Annotated in this window: 10 protein-coding genes; 3 read left to right on the forward strand and 7 right to left on the reverse strand. The window is 74.6% G+C overall.

Going from position 1 to position 16,857, the window contains the following annotated elements; translation table 11 throughout:
• Positions 1-15: 15 nt before the first annotated feature.
• Both ACFC0G_RS10820 and ACFC0G_RS10825 read right to left on the reverse strand, forming a co-directional pair.
• Entirely contained in the window at positions 16-3,513 is a 3,498-nt protein-coding gene (locus ACFC0G_RS10820; protein WP_376400446.1) for an ATP-dependent helicase, read from the reverse strand.
• A gap of 191 nt (positions 3,514-3,704) precedes the next feature.
• Entirely contained in the window at positions 3,705-4,070 is a 366-nt protein-coding gene (locus ACFC0G_RS10825) for an MGMT family protein (protein ID WP_376400449.1), read from the reverse strand.
• 198 nt (positions 4,071-4,268) lie between these two features.
• Here ACFC0G_RS10825 and ACFC0G_RS10830 point away from each other — a divergent pair, with 198 nt between their 5' ends.
• The 3 genes from ACFC0G_RS10830 to ACFC0G_RS10840 all read left to right on the forward strand — a co-directional run bounded on the left by ACFC0G_RS10830 (position 4,269) and on the right by ACFC0G_RS10840 (position 10,314).
• Complete coding sequence (locus tag ACFC0G_RS10830) at positions 4,269-6,923, forward strand: flippase-like domain-containing protein (RefSeq protein WP_376400452.1); 2,655 nt, start codon at positions 4,269-4,271, stop codon at positions 6,921-6,923.
• Between the two features lie 167 nt (positions 6,924-7,090).
• Positions 7,091-8,665 (forward strand): alpha/beta hydrolase, encoded by a 1,575-nt coding sequence (locus ACFC0G_RS10835; RefSeq protein ID WP_376400455.1) that lies wholly within the window; start codon positions 7,091-7,093, stop codon positions 8,663-8,665.
• Positions 8,666-8,736: 71 nt separating this feature from the next.
• Positions 8,737-10,314 (forward strand): alpha/beta hydrolase, encoded by a 1,578-nt coding sequence (locus ACFC0G_RS10840; protein WP_376400458.1) that lies wholly within the window; start codon positions 8,737-8,739, stop codon positions 10,312-10,314.
• A gap of 53 nt (positions 10,315-10,367) precedes the next feature.
• Here ACFC0G_RS10840 and moeZ read toward each other — a convergent pair whose 3' ends face one another.
• The 5 genes from moeZ to ACFC0G_RS10865 all read right to left on the reverse strand — a co-directional run bounded on the left by moeZ (position 10,368) and on the right by ACFC0G_RS10865 (position 16,680).
• Positions 10,368-11,546, reverse strand: a complete 1,179-nt coding sequence (moeZ, locus tag ACFC0G_RS10845) for an adenylyltransferase/sulfurtransferase MoeZ (protein WP_376400461.1) — start codon at positions 11,544-11,546, stop codon at positions 10,368-10,370.
• A gap of 63 nt (positions 11,547-11,609) precedes the next feature.
• Entirely contained in the window at positions 11,610-12,356 is a 747-nt protein-coding gene (locus tag ACFC0G_RS10850; protein WP_376400464.1) for a spherulation-specific family 4 protein, read from the reverse strand.
• Positions 12,344-13,315 (reverse strand): NAD-dependent epimerase/dehydratase family protein, encoded by a 972-nt coding sequence (locus tag ACFC0G_RS10855; RefSeq protein WP_376400467.1) that lies wholly within the window; start codon positions 13,313-13,315, stop codon positions 12,344-12,346. The genes ACFC0G_RS10850 and ACFC0G_RS10855 overlap by 13 nt, the downstream gene beginning before the upstream one ends.
• A gap of 130 nt (positions 13,316-13,445) precedes the next feature.
• Complete coding sequence (locus tag ACFC0G_RS10860; protein ID WP_376400470.1) at positions 13,446-15,020, reverse strand: hypothetical protein; 1,575 nt, start codon at positions 15,018-15,020, stop codon at positions 13,446-13,448.
• A gap of 13 nt (positions 15,021-15,033) precedes the next feature.
• Positions 15,034-16,680: a glycosyltransferase gene (locus ACFC0G_RS10865; protein WP_376400540.1), complete on the reverse strand. Its 1,647-nt coding sequence runs from the start codon at positions 16,678-16,680 to the stop codon at positions 15,034-15,036.
• Between the last annotated feature and the right edge of the window lie 177 nt (positions 16,681-16,857).

The following is a 16,857-nucleotide window of genomic DNA, read 5'->3' on the forward strand; positions in this document are numbered from 1 at the left end:
CGGGTACGGGGAGGGTCATTCGACGATCTGGCGGCCCTCCGGCTGGGCGCTGCACGAGGCACGGAAGGCGCAGTTCGCGCAGTGCTGGCCGGTGGTGGGGGCGAAGCGCTCGTCGAGGACACGGCCGGCGGCGGTGGCGAGCAGGTCGCCGACCCACTCCCCGTCCGGCGGTCCCTGGGCCTGGACCTTCGGAAGCGCGTCCCCGCCCTCCTTCTTCGGGGCGGCCTGCCGCAGCTGTACGAGCTCGGCGCCGCCCGGCTCCGGCCGGTGCCCGTCGAAGACCTCGTCGAGAGCGCCCTCCCGCACCGCGAGCTGGTAGACGGCCAGCTGCGGGTGGTGGGCGACCTCGTCCCGAGTGGGGGCCGACTTGCCGGTCTTGAAGTCGACGACGTAGGCGCGGCCCTGCTCGTCGGTCTCGACGCGGTCCATGGAGCCGCGGATGCGGACCTCGTACTCCCCCGCCTCCAGGGTCACGTCGAAGCCGTGCTCGGAGGCGGCGGGGGTACGGCCGCCGCGGTCCATGACGTGCCACTGGAGGAAGCGTTCGAGCGCCACGCGCGCGTGCGCCTTCTCCTGGGCCGACTTCCAGGGGGCGTCGAAGGCGAGGGCGTCCCAGACGGAGTCCAGGCGGGCCATGAGGACGTCGAGGTCGGCCGGGGTGCGGCCGGAGGCGACCTCGTCGGCGAGGACGTGCACGACGTTCCCGAAGCCCTGGGCGGCGGTGGCCGGGGCCGCGGCCTTGACCTCGCGGCCCAGGAACCACTGGAGGGAGCAGGTCGTGGCGAGGTTCTCCAGGGCGCTCGGCGAGAGGGAGACGGGCTGGTCGCGGTCGCGCAGCGGCACCGCGCTGTGCGTCGGCTCGAACAGGCCCCACCAGCGGTCCGGGTGCGCGGCGGGCACCAGCGCCTGGCCGTCCTCGTCGGTGAGCGCGGCGAGGGAGGCGAGGCGGTGGGCGGCGGCGTCGCGGAGCGCGGGCGAGGCGGCCGGGTCGACGGTCGTCGCCCGGAGCTCGGCGACCAGGGCGGAGACGGCGAGGGGGCGGCGCGGGCGGCCCGGCACCTCCTTCGGCTCGACACCGAACTCGGTGAGGAAACGGGAGGGCTGGTCGCCGTCCTCCGCCGGAGCCTTCACGGCGGTGACGACGAGGCGGTCGCGGGCGCGGGTGGCGGCGACGTAGAACAGGCGGCGCTCCTCGGCGAGGAGGGCGCCCGGGGTGAGCGGCTCGGCGAGGCCGTCGCGGCCGATCCGGTCGGCTTCGAGGAGGGAGCCGCGGCGGCGCAGGTCCGGCCAGAGGCCCTCCTGGACGCCGGCGACGACGACGAAACGCCATTCGAGGCCCTTGGAACGGTGGGCGGTCATCAGGCGGACGGCGTCGGGGCGGGTGTGGCGTCGGGTGAGGGTGTCGGCGGCGATGTCCTGGGCGTCGAGCTCTTCGAGGAAGTTGAGGACACCGCGGCCGCCGACGCGCTCCTCGGCGCGGGCGGCGGTCTCGAACAGGGCGCAGACGGCGTCGAGGTCCCGGTCGGCGTTCCGCCCGGCGGGGCCGCCGCGCAGGGCGGAGCGCTCCAGGCGCCCGGGCCAGGGGGTGCCGTTCCAGAGCACCCAGAGGGCCTCCTCGGCGGTGCCGCCGGCGGCGAGGAGGGTGCGGGTCTCGCGGAGGAGCTCGCCGAGGCGGCGGGCGCCGCGGGCGTACGAGGGGTCGTGGGCGACGAGCCGCTCGGGCTCGGCGAGCGCGCGGGCGAGCAGGACGTCGGAGGGGGGCGGGACCTTGTTGCCGCCGGCCCGCTCCTCGTCGCGCAGGGCGCGGCCGAGCCGGCGCAGGTCGGCGGGGTCGACGCCGGCGAGGGGGGAGGCGAGGAGTTCGAGCGCGGTCTCGACGGTGAGCCAGCCGGCGGTGTCCGGCTGCGCCGGAGCGGTGTCGGAGGGCGAGGCCTCGGGCGCAGGCGCGGGCTCGGGCGCTGCCTCTGCCTCTGCCTCGGGCTCGACCTCGGGCTCGACCTCGACCTCGACCTCTGCCTCGGGCTCGACCTCGGGCCCGAGCCCGGCCGTCGTGTCGTCCATCGGGTGCGCCGCCGGCGGGCCTGACGGTTTGGCCACCGCTCGGAGTGCGAGGAGCAGGGGGGCGACCGCCGGTTCGTGGCGGAGGGGGGTGTCCGCGGCGTCCGTTTCGACCGGGACGCCCGCCGACGTGAGGGCGCGGCGCAGGGACGGGAGGGAGGCGGCGGCGCGGGTGAGGACGGCCATGTCCTGCCAGGGGACGCCGTCCTCCAGGTGCGCCCGGCGCAGCAGGTCGGCGATGTTCTCCGCCTCCGCCGAGGCCGTGGGGTACGTGTACGCCTCCGCCCGGCCGCCGTCCCGTGCCGCCGCGAGCTCCCGGTGTGCCCGGACCTTGTCGGAGGGGAGCCGGGTCAGCGGCATCCGCTGGGTGAGCAGCCGGGTCGCCCCGAGCAGCTCCGCGCCCGCGCGGCGCGAGGTGCGCAGGACCCGCACGTCGTCGCCGCCGAACGCGTCCGGGAAGTCGAGGATGCCGTTCACGTCGGCGCCCCGGAAGGCGTAGATGGACTGGTCCGGGTCGCCGAAGGCGACGACCGTGCTCCCGCCCGTCGCCCGACCACCGCCCCTCACCGACGCCCTTCGGGCAGCCCCTGTCGATTCGCCCGTGAGGGCGTGCAGGAGCCGGACCTGTGCCGGGTCGGTGTCCTGGTACTCGTCGACGTACACCGCGTCGTACGCGGGCAGCGTGACGCTCCCGGCGAGCAGGACGGCCCGGTGGACGAGCTCCGTGTAGTCGAGGACGCCCTGGAGGTCGAGGACGTCGAGGTACTCGGCGAGGAAGCCGGCCGCCGCCTTCCAGTCCGGGCGCCCGACCCGCTCGGCGAAGCGGGCGAGGGCGTCCGGGCCGAGGCCCAGCTCGCGCGAGCGCGCGAGGACCGCGCGCACCTCGTCGGCGAAGCCGCGGGTGGTGAGGCAGGCGCGCAGTTCGTCGGGCCAGCCGACCTGCCCGAGGCCCGCCTTCTCCAGGTCGATCTGGCCGGCGAGCAGCTCGCGCACGGCGAGGTCCTGCTCGGGTCCCGAGAGCAGCCGCAGCGGTTCGGCGAAGAGCTCGGCGTCCTGGTGGGCGCGGATCAGGGCGTAGCAGTACGAGTGGAAGGTCGTCGCCTGCGGCGGGCGGCGGCCGCCGAGGCGGGTGGCCATGCGGTCGCGGAGTTCGACGGCGGCCTTGCGGCTGAAGGTGAGGACGAGGAGGCGCTCGGGGTCGGCGCCCCGCTCCATGCGGGCCGCGACCGACTCGACCAGGGTCGTCGTCTTTCCCGTGCCCGGTCCGGCGAGGACGAGAAGGGGTCCGCCGGTGTGGTCAACCACTTCCCGCTGGGCTGCGTCCAGCTGAGGGGGATCCAGCGGGGCCGGCGCGGTACGCACCAGTCGGTACGCGCCCGGGGTCCGCTGCCGGCCCGGACCCGGGTACGGCTGTCCCTGGTGCGGCGTGTGCCGGGTGGTGGAGGAGGAGCTCACGTGGTTCGCCGGTCCTGGGGGATGTGGTGGTGCGGGTGAGGCGGCCGTGCGCGGCGGCCGTCGCCGCGGAAGACGCGAACGTCGACGTTACGCGAATCGGACCGCCGCCGAGCCGTACTCCGGACCGCCCTCCGTGCCGGATCCGACGCCGTACTCCGTACCGCGTCCGCTCCGGGACACCCCCGAGGAGCTCAGATGTGAGTTCCGTCCCAGCGCGCCCGTCGCATGTCGATCCTCGGGACGTGTCCCTCGGCCGCCGGGCCCGCCTCGCGCAGCGGGGTGCCCTCCTCGCGGTAGTGGCCGAGGGCCCGCAGCTCGTGCCCGGGAAGCAGCGTCCCGTCCGCGCGGACCACCCGCCACCACGGCGCCGTCCCGCCGTACAGGGCCATGACGCGGCCGACCTGACGCGGCCCTCCCTCGCCCAGCCATTCGGCCACGTCGCCATAGGTCATCACCCGGCCGGGCGGGATCCCGTCGGCGACGTCGAGCACCCGCTCCGCGTACTCGGGCAGTTCTCCGGTCTCCCCCACGGGTTCCTCCAGGCTCATCCGCCCCATCCTGCCTCACCCCACCGACATGGCCCTGATGCCTCCGCGCGGCGGCTCTTCATGCCACCATCGTCCGGGCGGTGACTGGTGATACGAGATCAAGAGCGACACATACAAGAACAAGAACGAGAACGAACGCAGGACCACGAGCACGTACGAGACCGACAGCGACAGCAGGAACGACACGACGCGCATGCAGAGACGGACATGGTGATGGGGCAGGACACGCAGCCTCCCGAGGAGGGTGAGGCCGACGTGCCGGAGCGGGTCTCGGGGGACGAACCCCTGCTCGCGGCCCGCGTCCACCGGCCCTCCGACCTGATGCGGCTGCTCGCCGGTCTCCTCGCCATCGGTCTCGTCATCGCCATCGCCGCCTTCGCGCACGCCACGACGTCGGGCCTCGAAGAGGACATCAACAAGGGGGCCGTCGGCGCACCCGACGTCTTCGTCAAGATCGCCGGTCTCGTCTCCTCCATCGCCGTCCTGCTGGTCCCGGTCGCCTTCGCCATCGAACGGCTGATCAAACGGGACGGGCTGCGCATCGCCGACGGCGTCCTCGCCGCCGTCCTCGCGCACGGCGTGACGCTCGCCACCGATCTCTGGGTCGCCCAGGCGGCGCCCGGCACGATCCAGGACGCGCTGACGCAGCCGCAGTCCGGCGGCGGGCTCACCGACCCGGTGCACAACTACCTCGCCCCGGTCATCGCGTACATGACGGCCGTCGGCATGGCCCGCCGGCCCCGCTGGCGGGTGTCGCTCTGGGCGGTGCTGCTGCTCGACGCGTTCACGATGCTGGTGGCCGGCTACACCACGGCGCTCTCGATCATCCTGACCGTGCTGATCGGCTGGACCGTGGCCTACGGCACGCTGTACGCCGTCGGCTCGCCGAACGTCCGGCCCACCGGCCAGACCCTCCTCGCCGGCCTGCGAAGGGTCGGCTTCCGCCCCGTGACGGCGCTGCGCGCCGAGGGCGTGCCGGACGCGTCGGACATCGGCGACCGGGGCCGCCGGTACATCGTGACCCTGGAGGAGGGCGCGCCGCTCGACGTCACCGTCGTCGACCGCGAGCAGCAGGCCCACGGCTTCTTCTACCGGATGTGGCGGCGGATCACGCTGCGGACGATCACCACCCGCCGGTCGATCGTCTCGCTGCGCCAGGCCCTGGAGCAGGAGGCGCTCCTCGCCTACGCGGCGATCGCCGCCGGGGCGAACGCGCCGAAGCTGATCGCCACCTCGGAGCTCGGACCGGACGCCGTGATGCTCGTGTACGAGCACATCGGCGGCCGGAGCCTGGACTCGCTCGACGACAAGGAGATCACCGACGAGCTGGTACGCGGTGCCTGGCGGCAGGTGCGGGCGCTCCAGTCGCGCCGGATCGCCCACCGCAGGCTCGCGGGCGACGCGATTCTGGTGGATCGTTCCGGCAGGGTGATCCTGACCGACCTGCGGGGCGGCGAGATCGCGGCCGGGGACCTGATCCTGCGGATGGACATCGCGCAGCTGCTCACCACCCTCGGCCTGCGGGTCGGGGCGGAGCGGGCGGTCGCGGCGGCCGTGGAGGTCCTCGGCCCGGACAGCGTCGCCGACTGCATGCCGCTGCTCCAGCCGATCGCGCTGAGCCGCTCCACGCGCGCGACGCTGCGGAGGCTGGCCCGGGAGCGGTCGCAGCGCGAGCGCGAGGCCGTGCTCGCGGCCTCCGAGGCGGCCAAGCACGAGCGGGAGCTGGCGAAGGCCGAGGCCGCGGCGGACAGGACGGCGGACACCACCGTCGTACGGTCCGAGACGAAGGCCGAGAAGAAGGCCGAGCGGAAGGCCGAGAAGAAGGCCCTCGACACGGCGCTCGACGAGGCCCGCGACGAGGACCTGCTGGCCCAGATCCGGCAGCAGGTGCTGCTGATCCGCCCGCAGGCGCCGGTGGAGCCGGTCCGCCTGGAGCGGATCAAGCCGCGGACCCTGGTCAGCATGATCGCGGGCGCGGTCGCCGCGTACTTCCTGCTGTCGCAGATCGCCAGTACGCCGCTGTCGACGGTCAGCGAGGCGGACTGGCGGTGGGTGGCGGCGGCGTTCGTGTTCTCGGCGCTCAGCTATCTGGCGGCGGCGATGAGCCTGCTGGGCTTCGTCCCGGAGCGCGTCGGGTTCTGGCGGACGGTGGTGGCGCAGGTCGCCGGCTCGTTCGTGAAGATCGTCGCGCCCGCGGCGGTCGGCGGCGTCGCCCTGAACACCCGCTTCCTCCAGCGCTCCGGTGTACGGCCGGGGCTCGCGGTGGCGAGCGTCGGCGCCTCGCAGCTCTTCGGGCTCGGGGCGCACATCCTGCTCCTGCTCCTCTTCGGCTATCTGACGGGGACGGAGAAGACGCAGTCGTTCAGCCCGTCGAGGACGGTCATCGCCGGGCTGCTGACGGTCGCGGTGATCGTCCTGGTGGTGACCGCCATCCCGTTCATGCGCAAGTTCGTGTCGACGCGGCTGCGGTCGCTCTTCGCCGGTGTGGTGCCGCGCATGCTGGACGTGCTCCAGCGGCCGATGAAGCTGCTGACCGGCATCAGCGGGATGCTGCTCCTGACCGGCGCGTTCGTGTTCTGCCTGGACGCGTCGATCCGGGCCTTCGGCCACGGCAACCACACGGTCAGCTACGCGAGCGTGGCCGTCGTCTTCCTCGCGGGCAACGCGCTCGGTTCGGCGGCGCCGACCCCGGGCGGTGTCGGCGCGGTCGAGGGCGCGCTCATCGCCGGTCTGGTCGCCGTCGGTCTCCCCATCGAGGTCGCCACCCCGGCGGTGCTGCTGTACCGCCTGCTGACCCTGTGGCTCCCGGTGCTGCCCGGCTGGATCTGCTTCAACTGGCTGACGAAACGCGGAGCGCTGTAGCCGAGTCCGCAACGCAGGCCGCAGCGACGGCCGCAGCGCAGGCCTCAGCGAAGGCCGCAGCGCAGGCCGCAGCCACGGGCCTCGTCGCGGCCTGTGGCGAAGAGGCCCGCCACCCGTCCGGACCTCCGCCCCGCGCGGAGGTCCGGGCCGCGGCCCACCATGGGCCTATGCCGATCTCCGCCGCCCAGCGCGCCGCCCTGATCACCGCCACGACCGTGCTGCTCGCCGCCGGGTGCTCGGACGGCGCGGACGACACGGCCGCGACGACGAAGCCGTCCGGCTCGGCCGGGTTCTCGGCGCTGACGGAGCAGAAGCTGGCCTGGGCCCCCTGCACGGCGCCGTCCGCCGCCGAGGGCGGCGGGGCCGCGCCCTCCCCGCTCCCCGGCGGCACCGCCTGGGAGTGCTCCTTCCTCCAGACGCCGCTGGACTGGGCGAAGCCGGAGGGCGAGACCATCGAGCTGGCCCTCATCCGGGCCAAGGCCCGCGACAGCGGCAACCGCATCGGCTCGCTCCTCTTCAACTTCGGCGGGCCCGGCGGCTCCGGCATCACCGGCCTGCCGGGCTTCGCCAACGAGTACGAGTCCCTCCGCTCCCGCTACGACCTCGTCTCCTTCGACCCGCGCGGGGTGGGCCGCAGCGACCCCGTCGAGTGCGCCACCGACAAGGAGCTCGACGCGTACTACGCCCTGGACTTCACGCCCGACGACGCGGCCGAGGAGCGGACCCTGTCGGACGCGCAGAAGAAGTACGCGGCCGGGTGCGAGCAGGACGCGGGCGCGGCCCTCCCCCACGTCGGCACCGAGAACGCCGCCCGGGACATGGACCTGATGCGCCAGGTCCTCGGCGACGACAAGCTCCACTACTTCGGCATCTCGTACGGCACCGAACTCGGCGGCGTCTACGCCCACCTCTTCCCGGAGAACGTCGGCCGGGCCGTCCTGGACGCCGTCGTCGACCCCGACGCGGGGGTCGAGGAGGGCGCCCTCGGCCAGGCGAAGGGCTTCCAGCTCGCCCTGGACAACTTCGCCCAGGACTGCGTGGACCGCGGCGACGAGTGCACCCTGCCCGGTTCGAGCGTCGCCGAGGTCGAGTCCTTCATCACCGACCTGCTGGCCTCGCTCGACAAGCAGCCGATCCCGGGCATCGGCGACCGCGAGCTCACCCAGACGCAGGCCACCAACGGCATCGCGCAGACCCTGTACTCCAAGGACTACTGGCCCTACCTGGAGCAGGGGCTCGACGCGGCCGACGGCGGCGACGGCGCCCTGCTCCTCTCGCTCTCCGACTCGATGAACGGACGCTCCGAGACCGGCAGCTACAGCAACATCCAGGCCGCCAACGCCGCCATCAACTGCGTCGACTTCAAGGAGCGCTACACCCTCGGCCAGGCGAAGGAGCGGCTCGGCCAGTTCCGCGAGGCCTCCCCCGTCTTCGGCGACTTCATGGGCTGGGCGCTGGCGAGCTGCTCGCAGTGGCCGGTGCCGGGCGCCTGGGACCACCCGGACGTCTCCGCGCCCGGTTCGGCCCCGATCCTGGTCGTCGGCACCACCGGGGACCCGGCCACGCCGTACGAGGGCACGCGCGCGATGGTGAACGCGCTCGGCAAGGGCGTCGGCATCGAGGTGACGTACGAGGGCGAGGGCCACGGCGCCTACAACAGCGGCAACGCGTGCGTGAAGAAGGCCGTGGACGCGTACCTCCTGAACGGCAAGCAGCCGGCCTCCGGGACCGTCTGCAAGTGACCCGCCTCCGGGCGGCGTCGGCAGGTGACGCCCCCTAGGATGGCCGCCTTGCCGGGATCCTGGGGGAACACATGTCCATACGTGTACGCATGACGGTGCTCGCCGTCACCGGGCTGCTCGTCGCGGGCTGCACGAGCGGCGGGAGCGGAGCCGGGGCCACGGCTCCCCCGTCCACCGCCACCGGCAGCCCCACCGGGAGCGCCACCCCGCCGCCGACCACCGACGACGCCAAGCCGTCGGCGGCCGCCCCGCTCCCCGCCTCCCTCACCGGCCAGCGGCCCGACTGGAAGCGCTGCGCGGCCCCGGAGAGCGGGCAGCGGCCCGGCCCCGAGTGGCGCTGCGCGACGGTGAAGGTGCCGCTCGACCACGCGAAGCCCGAGGGCGCCATGATCCCCGTCGCGCTGATCCGCAAGGAGGCCACCGACAAGGGCGGCCGGATCGGCTCGCTCCTCTTCAACTTCGGCGGCCCCGGCGCCTCGGGCGTCGACATCCTGCCGCAGGCGGCCGCCGAGTACGCGAAGCTCGGCGAGCGCTACGACCTGGTCGGCTTCGACCCCCGCGGCGTGGGCGGCAGCGCCGGCGTGGTCTGCCGGGACGACGCCGAACAGGCCGCCGCGGAGGCCTCGGTGGACCTCACCCCGGACACGGCCGCCGAGGAGGCCGCGTACCTGAAGGACAGCACCGCCTTCGGCGCCGGCTGCGCCCGCCGCTCGGCCACCGTCCTCCCCTACACCACGACCACCGCCACCGCCCGCGACCTGGACCTGGTCCGGCAGGTCCTCGGGGACGACAAGCTCCACTACTTCGGCATCTCGTACGGGACGCAGCTCGGCGGCACGTACGCCCACCTCTTCCCGGCGAACGTCGGCCGGCTCGTCCTCGACGCGGTCGTCGACCCGACCGCCGACACCGCCGGGCACGCCCGCCACCAGACGATCGGCTTCCAGCGCGCCCTGGACAACTACCTGAAGAGCACCGGCGAGGACCCGAAGACGGGGACGGCGCGGATCACGCGCCTGCTGCGGAAGCTGGACCGCGAGCCGCTGACCGTCGGCGACCGCCGGCTGACCGAGAGCCTCGCGCTCACGGGCATCGCGGTCACCCTGTACGGGCAGTCCAACTGGCCGCTGCTCACCCAGGCCCTGGCCGATGCCGAGCAGGGCCGCGGCGGCACCCTGCTCGAACTCGCCGACTACTACAACGACCGGGACGCGAAGGGCCACTACTCCACCCAGTCGCACTCCCAGCGGGCGATCTCCTGCGCCGACTCCAGCGAGCGGCCGACCGCCGCGCAGGCGAAGGCGCTGATCCCCGAGTTCCGCGGGCTGTCCCCCGTCTTCGGGGCGTTCCTCGCCTGGGACACGGCCGGCTGGTGCGCGGAATGGCCGGTGAAGGGCGAGCGGGCGACGCCGGAGGCGAGTGCCCCGGGCGCGGCTCCGATCCTGGTCGTCGGCACGACCGGCGACCCGGCGACCCCGTACGAGGGCGCGGAGAAGATGGCGAAGGAGCTCGGGGACGGCGTCGGCGTCCTGGTCACGAACAAGGGCGAGGGCCACGGCGCCTACGGCACCTCGCCCTGCGTGACGAAGACGGTCGACGCGTACTTCCTGAAGGGCACGGTCCCGAAGTACGGCACGACCTGCGGGTGAACACACGGAAGGGCCCGGACCTCGTGACGAGGTCCGGGCCCTTCCGGTATGGCCTAGTAGACCGGCTTCTCGGGCTCGATCTGGTGGACCCAGCCGATCACGCCGCCGCCGACGTGCACCGCGTCCGCGAAGCCCGCCGACTTGAGCACCGCGAGGACCTCGGCGCTGCGGACACCCGTCTTGCAGTGCAGGACGATGCGCTTGTCCTGCGGGAGGTCCTGGAGGGCGGTGCCCATCAGGAACTCGCCCTTCGGGATCAGGCGGGCGCCGGGGATCGAGACGATCTCGTACTCGTTGACCTCCCGGACATCGATGATGTCGATGTTCTCGCCGTCGTCGATCCACTCCTTGAGCTGCTTGGGAGTGATCGTCGAGCCGAGCGCCGCCTCCTGGGCCTCCTCGGACACGACGCCGCAGAAGGCCTCGTAGTCGATGAGCTCGGTGACGGTGGGGTTCTCGCCGCAGACCGCGCAGTTCGGGTCCTTGCGGACCTTCACCTGGCGGTACTGCATCTCCAGGGCGTCGTAGATCATCAGGCGGCCGACCAGCGGGTCGCCCACACCGGCGAGGACCTTGATGGCCTCGGTGACCTGGATGGAGCCGATGGACGCGCAGAGCACACCCAGGACGCCGCCCTCGGCGCAGGACGGGACCATGCCCGGCGGCGGGGGCTCCGGGTAGAGGCAGCGGTAGCAGGGGCCGTACTCGGACCAGAAGACCGAGGCCTGGCCGTCGAAGCGGTAGATCGAACCCCAGACGTACGGCTTGTTCAGCAGCACGCAGGCGTCGTTCACCAGGTAGCGCGTGGCGAAGTTGTCGGTGCCGTCGACGATCAGGTCGTACTGGCTGAAGATGTCCATCACGTTCTCGGCTTCGAGCCGCTCTTCGTGGAGGATCACGTTCACGTACGGGTTGATGCCGAGCACGCTGTCGCGGGCCGACGCGGCCTTGGACCGGCCGATGTCGGCCTGGCTGTGGATGATCTGGCGCTGGAGGTTCGACTCGTCGACCTCGTCGAACTCCACGATGCCGAGCGTGCCCACGCCGGCGGCGGCCAGGTACATCAGCGCCGGCGAGCCGAGGCCACCGGCGCCGACACACAGCACCTTGGCGTTCTTCAGCCGCTTCTGCCCGTCCATCCCGACGTCCGGGATGATCAGGTGGCGGGAGTACCTGCGGACCTCGTCTACGGTGAGCTCGGCAGCCGGCTCGACCAGGGGTGGCAGCGACACGGGGACTCCGGTTGTCGGTATGTCAGTACGGTTGTTCTCCCCGTAACACTGCCACGCCCCTTCTCATTCCGAGACACCCGGTCCGATCCGCGAGACGATTTCGTCCCAGTAGCCGGGCAGCGAGTGGAATGGCGTGCTTTGTCCCGCCGTCCCGGTCCGGTCGGTGAAGAAGATCGTCCCGGCCCCCTGCCAGCGGGCGACCCGCAGCGCCTCGTCGAGGTGTGTGCGCGGGACCCCGTGCACGAGGTGGACGAACTTCGCCTCCGCGTAGTCGGCGGTCCACTCCGCCACCTGTGACCAGCGGTACTCCGACCAGGCGCCGGAGAAGGTGACCAGCTGGTCGGCGGTCTCCGCGTATCCCGGATGGGGGTGGGTGCCGTGCCCGAGTACGAGGTGCGCCTCGCCGCCGAGGACGGCCTCCAGGGTCGCCGTGAGCCGCCGCGTGCCGGGCAGGTCGGCCCGGTCCGAGGGGCAGCGGTCCAGGTAGAAGCCGTCCGCCTTGTACCAGTCGAGGAAGCGGTGGGCCTCCGAGACCAGCTCCCCGAAGGGCCGGGAGCCGTAGGCGAGGTCCAGGTGCCCGAGGACCCGGACCCCCGCGTTGCGAAGCTTCCCCGAGGCCTCCAGACAGTGCGGGTCGGGACGGCTCCCCGGGCCGTCCGCGACATTGAGCACGGCCCAGTGCAGCGGGGTCCCGGGGCGGGTCAGCTCGGCCCACTCGACGGGGGCGAGCAGCGGGTGGGCGTAGCCGGGGACGCCGACTCCCAGCGCCTGGACCGCCCCGGTGGCCGCGGTCGTCGTCAGATGCGACACGCCGCCTCCATCCAGATGTCGGCGAGCGACTCCTCCAGGTTGATCCGGGGGCGCCAGCCGAGCCGGTCGCGGGCGGTCCTGACGTCGGCCTGCTGCCAGGGGCCGCAGCCGTCGGGGTACGGGTAGGGGGCGGAGGCCAGCTGGTCGGCGATGGTCCCCTCGGAGCGGGGGGCGCCGATCATCGGGCGCTGTTGCATGCCGTGCGGGGCGTCCAGCTCGTGCAGGTTGCCGGTGTAGCCGGCGACCCGGGCGAGCACGGCGGCGGCGTCCCGGAGCCGGACCGCGCGGCCGGTGCCGATGTTGACGACGCCCTGGGCGGCGGAGAGCGAGGCCGCGTGGACGGCCCTGGCCACGTCCCGTACGTCGACGAAGTCCCGCTGCACGCCGAGCCCGCTGAGCTTGAGCTCGCCGTCCCCGGCCTGCATCGCGCGGCGCATCGCCTCGGCGAGGCGGCCGAGCGGGGAGCCGGCGGGGGTGCCGGGGCCGACGGGCGAGAACACCCGCAGGACGACGGCGTCGAGGCCCGAGCCGAGGACGAGTTCGGTCGCGGCCAGCTTCGACACCCCGTACGGGCCGCCGGGGCGGGGTACGGCGTCCTCGGCCGTGGAGGAGCCGGGCTGGCTCGGCCCGTACTCCGAGGCGCAGCCGACCTGGACGAGCCGGGCGCCGCAACCGCTGCGGCGCAGGGCCTCGCAGACGGTGGCGACGGCGATGGTGTTGTGCCGGGTCAGCTCGCGGGCGCCGCCGCGGGTGGCGCCCGCGCAGTTGACGACGACCCCGGGGTGGACGGCGTCGAGGAAGCGGGTCAGCGCGCCCGGGCTGCCGGAGGCGAGGTCGAAGCGGACGTCGGCGTCGTCGCCCCGGCCGAGGGCGGTGAGGTGGACGGCCGGGTCGGCGAGCAGCCGGTCGGCGACGAAGCGGCCGATGAAGCCGTTGGCTCCGAGCAGAAGCACCCTCATCGTGCGGCCCCTACGTGCCGACCGGCCGGTCCTTGGGAGTGAGGGGTCATGGTCTTGGGTCTCCTTGCGGGGTGATGAGAGAGGTGGTGGGGCACGCCCGCGGCGTCGGCTCCGCGGGTGAGCGGGGGATTCACGGGGTTACGTGGGCCGAGGCCCGGGCGAGGGCGCCGGTCGCGTGGGCCAGCAGGCCGAGCGCGGCGGCGCCGCAGACGAGGGTGGGTACGGCCCCGGGTCCCGCGGCCTCGACGAGGGAGCGCACGGGGGCGGCGAGCGCGTCGAAGCCGGGGGCGGGGATGCGGGCGGCGAGGACGCTCGCGAGGGCGAGGACCTCGGCGGCACAGGCGGCGGCGAGCGCGGCGGAGGCCGTCTCGGGGAAGCCGTGCACGGTGAGGAGCCGGGCCGACAGCAGGAGCGCGCCGAGGGCGAGGGCCCCCGGGCTGAATCCGGTGAGGGCCAGGAGGACGGTGAGGGCGAGGAGCTGGAGCGTCACGGTGCCGAGGAGCAGGGGCCGGGCTCCGGCGGCGAAGTCCGCGAGTCCCCGGCTGTCGGCGATCCGGCGGCGGGCCCGGCTCGCGAAGAGGTGGGCGCCCCAGGCGGCGGGGGCGACGGCGAGGGCGAGGGCCAGGAGGGGGCCGGGGGCGAGCGCCCAGGGCCCGTCGGGGCCGCCCGTGAGGACCTGGGTCAGGAGGCCGTCGCCGGCGACGGCGTACGCGAGGAGCCAGAGGGTCCAGAGGCGGGCGGCGGGCACGGTCCGGCCGCCGGGGGCGCGGAGCGGTCCGCGCCGGACGGCGAGGAGGAGCGCCCCGGTGAGCGCGAGGGCTCCGGCGGCGCCGACGGCGAGGCGGGCGGACCCCTGGGTGAGGGTGAGGCCGAGTCCGGCGAGCGCGGCGGCGGCGCCGGGCGCGAGGGTGGCGAGCACCCAGGGGGCGCGGACCCGCTCGCCCGGGACCGGTGCCGGGGGCGTCGCGGTGCCGCGGGGCACGCGGACGTAGAGCTCCTCGGCGAGCGCGAAGACGTCCCGGTGCCGGAAGCGGGCGGCGGTCCGGTCGGTGAACCCCTGCGCTTCGAGCCCGGCGGCGATCTCCAGCGGGTCGACGGCGCGCTCGCACAGCTCGCGGTGCCGGTGCATGAGCACCTTGACGGGGTCGGCGGTGCCGCGCCGAGGCCGGGGCGTGGAGGCCGAGGGGGCGGGCGCCGGCGCACCCGGCCCGTCGGCCGCGGTCCGCTCAGGGGCTTCGGCCGGTACGGAGGCCTCGGTCGGCGCGAAGGCCGCGGCTCCGGGTCCGGCTGCCGGGGTCGGCCCCTCCGCGGAGACGGGCTCGTCCGCGGCCGTCGCCCTCCAGGCGAGACCGCGCTCCGGGGCGTCGGGGCGGTCGAGGCCTCCGTACGCGAGCGGGTCGGCGTCCTCGTACGCGGGCGGGTCGGCGTCCTCGTACGCGGGCGGGTCGACGTCCTCGGAGGCCGACGGGTCGACGTCCTCGTCGGCCGGACGGTCGGCCGGCGGGTCGGACGGTCGGTCGGCCGGTGGGGCCTCGGGGGCCGGGGCTATCCCGGACGGTGCGGCGTCCAGGGCGTCCAGCGGGTCCTCGGGGGCGCGGAGGTCGAGGGTGCCCGCGTCGGCCGGGGTCAGGGCCGGGGCGCCGAGGAGGGCTTCGGAGCGGGCGTCCCAGGCTCCGGGACTCGTGGGGGCGGCGGTGCCGCGCATGGGGGTGCCTCCTTCAGGCATCGGGGGCTCCTGTGCCCGCGGTCACGGCCTGGTGCGTCCAGCTGCCCGGCACGTGGGCCTCGGCCGGGTGGGCGAAGGGCACGCCGTCCCCGGGGCGGTGGCGCACCGGCGCGTGGGAGAGAAGCTCCAGGTAGATACCGCGGAACGCGGCGAGGTTCTGTTCGACGGTGAAGAGCTCCAGCGCGCGGGCGCGGGCCGCGGCGCCCAGCCGGTGGCGGCGCTCGGGGTCCCGGAGGAGCGCGAGGCACGCGTCGGCGAGCGCGCGCGGGTTGCGCGGCGGGACGACGAGGCCGGTGCCGCCGATGACCTCGACGACCGCGCCGACGTCGGTCGACACGGTGGCGCGGGCGCAGAACATCGCCTCGACGAGGCTGGTCGGGAAGCCCTCGACGACGCTGGAGAGGACGACGACGGCGGCGGAGGCGTAGGTGTCCTCCAGGGTGGGCGCCTCGGGTCCGCCGAGCTCCTCGAAGGTGACGGGGTTCTCGCCGACGGCGTGCGCCCCCGCGGCCTCGTCGGGGAAGAGCTGGGCGGCGAAGCCCTTGCAGTGCGCGAGGTACGCGTCGGCGGCGGGGTCGCCGGTCGGCACGGCGACGATCCGCAGCCGCACGTCGGGCTGCCGGGCCCGGAGGTCGGCGAAGGCGTGCAGCAGGGCGACGAGGTCCTTGGCGGGTTCGGCGCGGCCGACCCAGACGACGGTGGCCGGGTCGCCGCTCTCCTCGTCCTCGCCGACCTCGGCGAAGCGGTCGGCGGGCAGGCCGGGGTGGACGGTGCGGATCCGGGCGCGGTCGGCGCCGCACTTCTCCTGCCAGCGGCGGGTGTGGGCGTTGCCGGGGGTGAGGAGCGCGGCCTGCCCGTAGGTCTCGGCGGCGAGGCGGCCGTGGAGGGCGGCGAGGAGGGCGCGCAGCGGGGCGGAGTGTCCGGCGACGGCGGGCGAGAGGTAGTGGGCGCGGAGCTGGGCGCCGTACTCGGTGACGAGGAGCGGAGTGCCGAAGAAGCGTTTGGCCAGGAGGCCGGGGAGGGCGGTCGTGCCGGCGGCGGTGGCGTGGCAGAGGTCGACGGCGCCGAGGGCCTCCTCCGCGTACCAGTCGAGGGAGAGCGGGCGCAGGGCGCGCTCCAGCCGGTCGGCGAAGGCGAGGTGGTCGGGGAGCCCGGCCGCGGCCGCGGTCCGGCGGGCGCCGGGGGCGCGGCAGGCGGCTTCGAGGCCGCGGACGGCGTCGTCGGAGCGGAGCGCGCCGGGCAGTCCGCCGCGCTCGCGGGCGAGGTCGGCGAGGGCGTAGAGCCCGGTGGCGAAGGAGGTCTCGTCGTGTTCGGCGCAGAGGCCGGTGGCGAGGGCGCGGAAGGCCTCGGTGAAGCGGCGGCGCTCGCGCCGTCCGTAGGCGCGGCGGGAGGCCCGGTCGTCGCCGAAGGCGGCCCGCTCGATCCGGCTCCCCGGGGTGGCGTCGGCGCCGGGGCCGCTCACGTCCCCGGTGTGGACGGTCCGGGCGTTCGGGGGCAGGGGCGGCGGGGTGCCGGTGGGGCCGAGGGCGTAGAGGTCGAACTGGTGCTGCCCGAGCCCGTGTACGAGCCGTTCGCACCAGAGTCCGGATTCACCGGTGGCGTACGGGTAGCCACCCTCCGTGAGCAGTCCGATCCGCACGTGCACACCCCCGATCTCCCTTGACGACGGCCACCGTTGGTCCGGCGACTCGCAGCGGGAAGAACGTAAGCGGAGATGTCGGTGGTGGGGGGGGCGGGGGGGGGGGGCGCCCCCCCCCAGGGGGGGTTGAGATGGCTTTAAAAAACCCCCCCCGGGGTGTGGGGGGAGGCGGCGGGG

It is taken from the genome of Streptomyces sp. NPDC056169 (assembly GCF_042268445.1).
Lineage (GTDB): Bacteria > Actinomycetota > Actinomycetes > Streptomycetales > Streptomycetaceae > Streptomyces.